Below are 5,172 nucleotides of genomic sequence, written 5' to 3'. Positions count from 1 at the left end.
GACGTGGGCCGGACACCCCCGCCTCACGCGGCGCTCGTGCGCCCGCGCAGCACTTCCAGCGCCTTGTCCGCGTGCACCGCGAAGCGCAGCTCGCTCTTGACGGCGTCCAGGACCGTGGAGTCCGTGTCGATGACGAACGTCTTGCGCTTGGTCAGCAGCGGACCGAACCTGCGCCGCACCCCGAACTGGGTGGCCACCACACCGTCCGGGTCGGACAGCAGCGGGTAGTCGAACGAGTTGACGGCGGCGAACTGGGCCTGCTTGTCCACCGGGTCCGGGCTGATGCCGACCCGGTGCGCGCCCACCTCGGCGAACTCGGCGGCCAGGTCGCGGAAGTGGCAGCTCTCCGCGGTGCAGCCGCCGGTCATCGCGGCCGGGTAGAAGAACAGCACGACCGGGCCGGTGGCCAGGAACCCGCTCAGCGAGCGGTCGACCCCCTTGTCGTCCCTGAGGGTGAAATCGGTGACCTTGTCCCCGGGTTTCATCGGAGCGCTCCTCGTTCCTTCGGTGGCAGTGGGAAGAACCCGCTGGTGCGGGCCACGTAGTCGGCGTACCCGGGCCGGCTCGACGACAGGTGCTTCTCCGTCATCGGCTTGCCGGTGCCCTTGGCGAGGGTGAACGTCATGGCGATGGGGGACAGGACCGTCGCCGCGCCCGGCCAGGAGGCGCAGGCGAGCAGGTACAGACCCCACCACACGGCGGCGTCGCCGAAGTAGTTCGGGTGGCGGGTGTAGCGCCAGAGGCCGGTGTCGAGCACCTTCCCCCCGGTGGACGGGTCGTTGGCGAACGCGCTGAGCTGGTGGTCGCCGACGGTCTCGAAGGTGAACCCGACCAGCCACACCGCCACCCCGACCCAGGCCAGCACCCCGAACGAGTCGGCGTACTGGGCGGCCTGCACCGGCAGGGACACGAACCACATCACCGCGGCCTGCACCAGGAAAACCCGGACGAACACGTGCCACCGGGGGTCGCCCTTCGCCCGCCCGGCGATCTCCGCGTAGCGGCGGTCCTCCGGTTTGCCGCGGTTGCGGACGTGCAGGTGCACGGCGAGCCGCACACCCCACACCACGGTCAGCGCGGTCGTGACCAGCCGCAGCGCGAGGTCGCCGGTCGACAACGCGCAGGTGACCACGGCGACGACCGCGAAGCCCAGCCCCCACACGGTGTCCACCGTGTCGTAGCGGCCCCTGGCGAGGCTGACGCCGAACGCGGCGACCATCACCACCAGCACCACGCCGAGGCTGATCAGCGCGTTCGACAGCAGGGTCACCGCGAGACCTCCTCCTGCGGCCGGGCGACCTCCGCGCGGTGGGCCAGCAGCTCCGCGCGGGTGCGCGGCAGACCGGCGGAACCGGTCGGCGTGGGCCGCACGGCGAGGACCTGGTCCACGCCCATCCGGTTCTCGGCGAACGCCAGCCCGCCCCCGGCCAGGTAGAGGCGCCACACGCGGGCCTGCTGCTCACCGACGATGGCGACCAGCTCGTCCCACTTCTCCTCCAGCGTCCGCGCCCACGCCCGCACCGTCCACACGTAGTGCTCGCGGATCGACTCGACGTCGCGGACCTCCAGGCCCGCGCCCTCCAGGAGGTCGACGGTCTGCCCGACCGGGCGCATGTTCATGTCCGGGGCCACGTAGGACTCGATGAACGCGCCGCCGCCCTGCGCCGTGGCGCCGCGCGACATCTGCTGCAACAGCAGCCTGCCCGCGGGCTTGAGCATCCGGAACAGGGTGGCGGCGTAGACCGGGTAGTTGCCCGCCCCGACGTGCTCGCCCATCTCCAGGGTGCCGATGGCGTCGAATAGGCCGTCGTCGACCTCGTCCAGCTCCCGGTAGTCCTGCAACCGCACCTCGACCCGGTCGGTCAGGCCCTCGCGCTCCAGGCGGTCGAGGATGAACTGCCGCTGCTCGGTCGACAGGGTGATGCCCAGGACCTCGACGCCGTAGTGCTTCGCCGCGTGCACCGACAGCGAACCCCAGCCGCAGCCGACGTCGAGCAGCCGCATCCCCGGGCGCAGCCCCAGCTTGGTGCACACCAGGTCGAGCTTGTCGCGCTGCGCGTCCTCCACGGTGTAGCCGGGCTCGCGCGAGGTCCAGTACGCGCAGGAGTACGCCATCTGCGGGTCCAGGACGCGGCGGTAGAACTCGTTCGACAGGTCGTAGTGGTGGGCGATGGCGGCGCGGTCGCGGGCCCTGGTGTGCTCGGTGCCGCTGAGCCGGGCCTCCTCGGCGGGCGCGGGCGGTCGGGGACCGACCACGCCGAGCCGCACGCCGGTGCCGAACAGCCCGGCCTTCTCCCGCAGGCTCAACCGCGGCGGGGAGATCCTGCTCTCCCGCTGCAACGCCCAGAACAGCGACAGCGCCTCGTACAGGTCGCCCTCGACGTCCAGGTCACCGGTCACGTACGCCCGCGCCAGGCCCAGCTCGTTCGGGTCCCAGAGCAGCCTGCGCAGCGCCCGCCTGCTGCGCACCACCCCGACCGGCCCACCCCGCGGCCCGGCCTCGCTGCCGTCCCAGGCGCGCAGCCGGATGGGCAGCGGGGCGCCGAGCACGCGCTCGACGACCCGGGCCAGAGTGGTCGCTACTGGTGTCGATCCGGCCACCGCGGGGCTCCGTTCGTCCGGTGGGTTGTGCTGTCCGGTGGGGGCGCCACCGCAGGGGGTTCGGGACCGCGGGCTCGCGGGATTGGCGGGTGCGGTGCGATCATCACCGGATGACCCAGGTGGTGACCCGCGACCGGCGGTTGGCCCACGCGGTGAGCGAGGTCTTCGCCCCCGCCGTCGTCGTGGTGGTGCTCCCGCTGGCCGTGGCCTGGTCGGCCACCGGCTTCGACCCGTGGTGGACGCTGGTCTGGGGGCTGGAGGTGGCGCTGTTCTCCAGCGTCATCCCGATGGCCTTCATCATCCGCGGCGCCCGGCAGGGCCGTTGGGACACCCACCACGTCCGCGACCGCGAGCACCGCTTCCTGCCGCTCATGGTCGGCCTGGTGTCCACCCTGGTCGGATTGGCGGTCCTGGTCCTCGGCGGTGCGCCGCGCGAGGTGCTGGCGTTGTCGCTGTCGATGCTGGGCACGCTGGTGGTGTGCATCGCCATCACCCGCCGCTGGAAGGTCTCGCTGCACGCCGCGGTGGCCGGGGGAGCGGTGGCGATGATCACCCTGCTGTACGGGTGGTGGTCGCTGCTGCTGCTGGTGCCGCTGGTGGCGGTCTGCTGGGCCAGGGTGGTGCTGGGGGAGCACACGGTGGCGCAGGTGGTCGTGGGCTCCCTGCTCGGGCCGGTCTTCGGCGGCGCGGTGTTCCTGCTGGTGCGGTGACGCCCTTGCGCTAGCGCGATCCGCCCGCGCCGACGCCCTCGGGACCCAGCACGTCCAGCAGGGCCAGCGCCTCGCTGTCGCGGGAACCGGGTGGCGCGGTGTAGAGCACGACGTGCTGGTCGCGGTCGGTGAGGGCGAGGGAGTCGCAGTCGACGGTGATCTCACCGACGACCGGGTGCCGGAACGTCTTGGTGAGCACCGGCACCGCCTGGATGTCGCGCCGTTCCCAGAGCCGGGCGAACTCGGGGCTGCCGTCGAGCAGTTCCTCGACGAGCCCGGTCACCCCGGGGTCCGCCGGGTACCGGGCGAGGGCGGCGCGCAACTCCATGACGACGCGGTGCCGGAACTCGGCGAGGTCGGAAATCCCGTACAGCACCGCCTCGGGGTGCGGTGACCCGAGGAACGCCCTGCGCGCCAGGTTGCGATCGCGCGGGGCGAGCCCGGCGAAGTCCTCCATGAGCACGGCCGCCAGGTCGTTCCACGCCAGGACCTCGAACACCGCGGACATCACGAACGCCGCCGTCCGCGGGATGCGCTCCAGGAGGGCGAGGATGCTGGGGCGGACGTCGCGGCGGTGCCTGCCGGTCCTCGCCGGGGCGGTGCCCGCCAGGACGTGCAGGTGGTCGGACTCCACGTCGGTCAGGCGCAGCGCGCCCGCGATCCCGGCCAGCACCTCGCCGGACGGACGCGGGGCCCTGGCCTGCTCGAGCCGGACGTAGTACTCGGTCGAGATGTGGGCGAGCACCGCGACCTCCTCGCGGCGCAGGCCCGGGGGCCGCCGCCGCGGACCCGACGGGAGACCGACGTCCTCCGGTCGGAGCCGCTCGCGCCTGCTGCGGAGGAACGCCCCGAGTTCCTGCTTGTCCATGTCCCCAGCTTGCGCGCCGGGTGGCCGCGGAGCCAGGCACAATCGGTACCTGTATCCGGTCCCCGAGCCGCCGGGACGCTGTCGGCATGACAACCAGCACCCCCATCGGCCTGCTCACCGACAAGGTCGTCTTCATCACCGGCGCCAGCCGCGGCATCGGCGCGGCCGCGGCCCGGCTGTTCGCCCGGGAAGGCGCGGCCGTCGTCCTCGCCGCCCGGGGCACCGACGCGCTCGACCGCCTCGTCACCGAGATCCGCGCCGACGGCGGGACCGCCGACGCCGTCGCGCTGGACCTCGCCGACCGGGCGGGCATCCGGGCCGCCGTCGACCGGGTCGAGCAGTTGCACGGCGGGCTCGACGGTGCCTTCAACAACGGTGCGGCCATCCAGCACCGACCCGGTCCACTCGACACCACCGGCGACGAGGACGTCGACGAGCAGTACGCCGTGAACTTCCGCGCGCACTGGACGGCCATGGTCGCCGAGGCCGCGCTCATGCGCCGCGGGGGCGGCGGGGCGATCGTCAACACCTCGAGCATCGGCAGCCGCCGCGCCAACCCCGAACTCCCCGCGTACGGCGCCATGAAGCGGGCCCTCAACAGCATCACCGAGACCGCCGCGGTGACCTGGGCCCCCACGGGCATCCGGGTCAACGGCATCGCCCCCGGCGGCACCGCCACGGAGATGATCGATGCCTGGGAGGCGGCCACCCCGGGCGTCGTCGACCGGATCAACGCCTCGATCCCGCTCGGCCGGATGGCCGAGCCGCACGAGGTCGCCGAGGTGGCGGCGTGGCTGCTCAGCGACCGCGCCGCGATGGTGACCGGAACGATCATCCCGGTCGACGGCGGCGCGGGCGCCTGACATCGACGGGCCCCGCTCCGCGGTGGCGCGGTGGCGGGGACAGGGTCTGGGCCGTGGCCGGGTTCAAAGCCCGGGAGTTTTCGGGGCGTGCCCGGGTGGGTGGATCTGCTTGGGCGGGGCCCCTACAGCG

At 73.1% G+C, this 5,172-nt stretch carries 6 protein-coding genes; 2 read left to right on the top strand and 4 right to left on the bottom strand.

All coding sequences use genetic code 11. From position 1 onward, the window contains the following. Nucleotides 1-23: 23 nt before the first annotated feature. The 3 genes from UO65_RS22885 to UO65_RS22875 are packed head-to-tail and all read right to left on the bottom strand — an operon-like array spanning nt 24 to nt 2,601. Nucleotides 24-485 (bottom strand): peroxiredoxin, encoded by a 462-nt coding sequence (locus UO65_RS22885; protein WP_035286131.1) that lies wholly within the window; start codon nt 483-485, stop codon nt 24-26. Further along, entirely contained in the window at nt 482-1,270 is a 789-nt protein-coding gene (locus tag UO65_RS22880; RefSeq protein WP_035286130.1) for a DUF1295 domain-containing protein, read from the bottom strand. The genes UO65_RS22885 and UO65_RS22880 overlap by 4 nt, the downstream gene beginning before the upstream one ends. Further along, entirely contained in the window at nt 1,267-2,601 is a 1,335-nt protein-coding gene (locus tag UO65_RS22875) for an SAM-dependent methyltransferase (protein ID WP_152552218.1), read from the bottom strand. Before UO65_RS22875 ends, UO65_RS22880 begins: the two co-directional genes overlap by 4 nt. Nucleotides 2,602-2,711: 110 nt before the next feature. Here UO65_RS22875 and UO65_RS22870 point away from each other — a divergent pair, with 110 nt between their 5' ends. Beyond that, the gene (locus tag UO65_RS22870) at nt 2,712-3,311 is read left to right on the top strand and encodes a hypothetical protein (RefSeq protein ID WP_035286129.1); all 600 of its coding nucleotides are present in this window, start codon (nt 2,712-2,714) and stop codon (nt 3,309-3,311) included. Between the two features lie 10 nt (nt 3,312-3,321). Here UO65_RS22870 and UO65_RS22865 read toward each other — a convergent pair whose 3' ends face one another. Continuing rightward, entirely contained in the window at nt 3,322-4,179 is an 858-nt protein-coding gene (locus UO65_RS22865) for a helix-turn-helix transcriptional regulator (RefSeq protein ID WP_035286128.1), read from the bottom strand. Nucleotides 4,180-4,265: 86 nt separating this feature from the next. Between UO65_RS22865 and UO65_RS22860 the strand changes: the two genes are divergently transcribed. Further along, entirely contained in the window at nt 4,266-5,042 is a 777-nt protein-coding gene (locus UO65_RS22860) for an SDR family NAD(P)-dependent oxidoreductase (RefSeq protein WP_035286127.1), read from the top strand. Nucleotides 5,043-5,172: the final 130 nt, after the last annotated feature.

Source organism: Actinokineospora spheciospongiae (genome assembly GCF_000564855.1).
In the GTDB taxonomy this organism is placed as follows: domain Bacteria; phylum Actinomycetota; class Actinomycetes; order Mycobacteriales; family Pseudonocardiaceae; genus Actinokineospora; species Actinokineospora spheciospongiae.
Note: the sequence above shows the minus strand (reverse complement) of the source record. Positions and strands in the feature narration are given on the sequence as shown.

What these genes read in the sequence shown, in the direction of transcription:
- UO65_RS22885 (WP_035286131.1), bottom strand. Translation starts at nt 485, where the DNA reads ATGAAACCCGGGGACAAGGTCACCGATTTCACCCTCAGGGACGACAAG.
- UO65_RS22870 (WP_035286129.1), top strand. Translation starts at nt 2,712, where the DNA reads ATGACCCAGGTGGTGACCCGCGACCGGCGGTTGGCCCACGCGGTGAGC.
- UO65_RS22865 (WP_035286128.1), bottom strand. Translation starts at nt 4,179, where the DNA reads ATGGACAAGCAGGAACTCGGGGCGTTCCTCCGCAGCAGGCGCGAGCGG.
- UO65_RS22860 (WP_035286127.1), top strand. Translation starts at nt 4,266, where the DNA reads ATGACAACCAGCACCCCCATCGGCCTGCTCACCGACAAGGTCGTCTTC.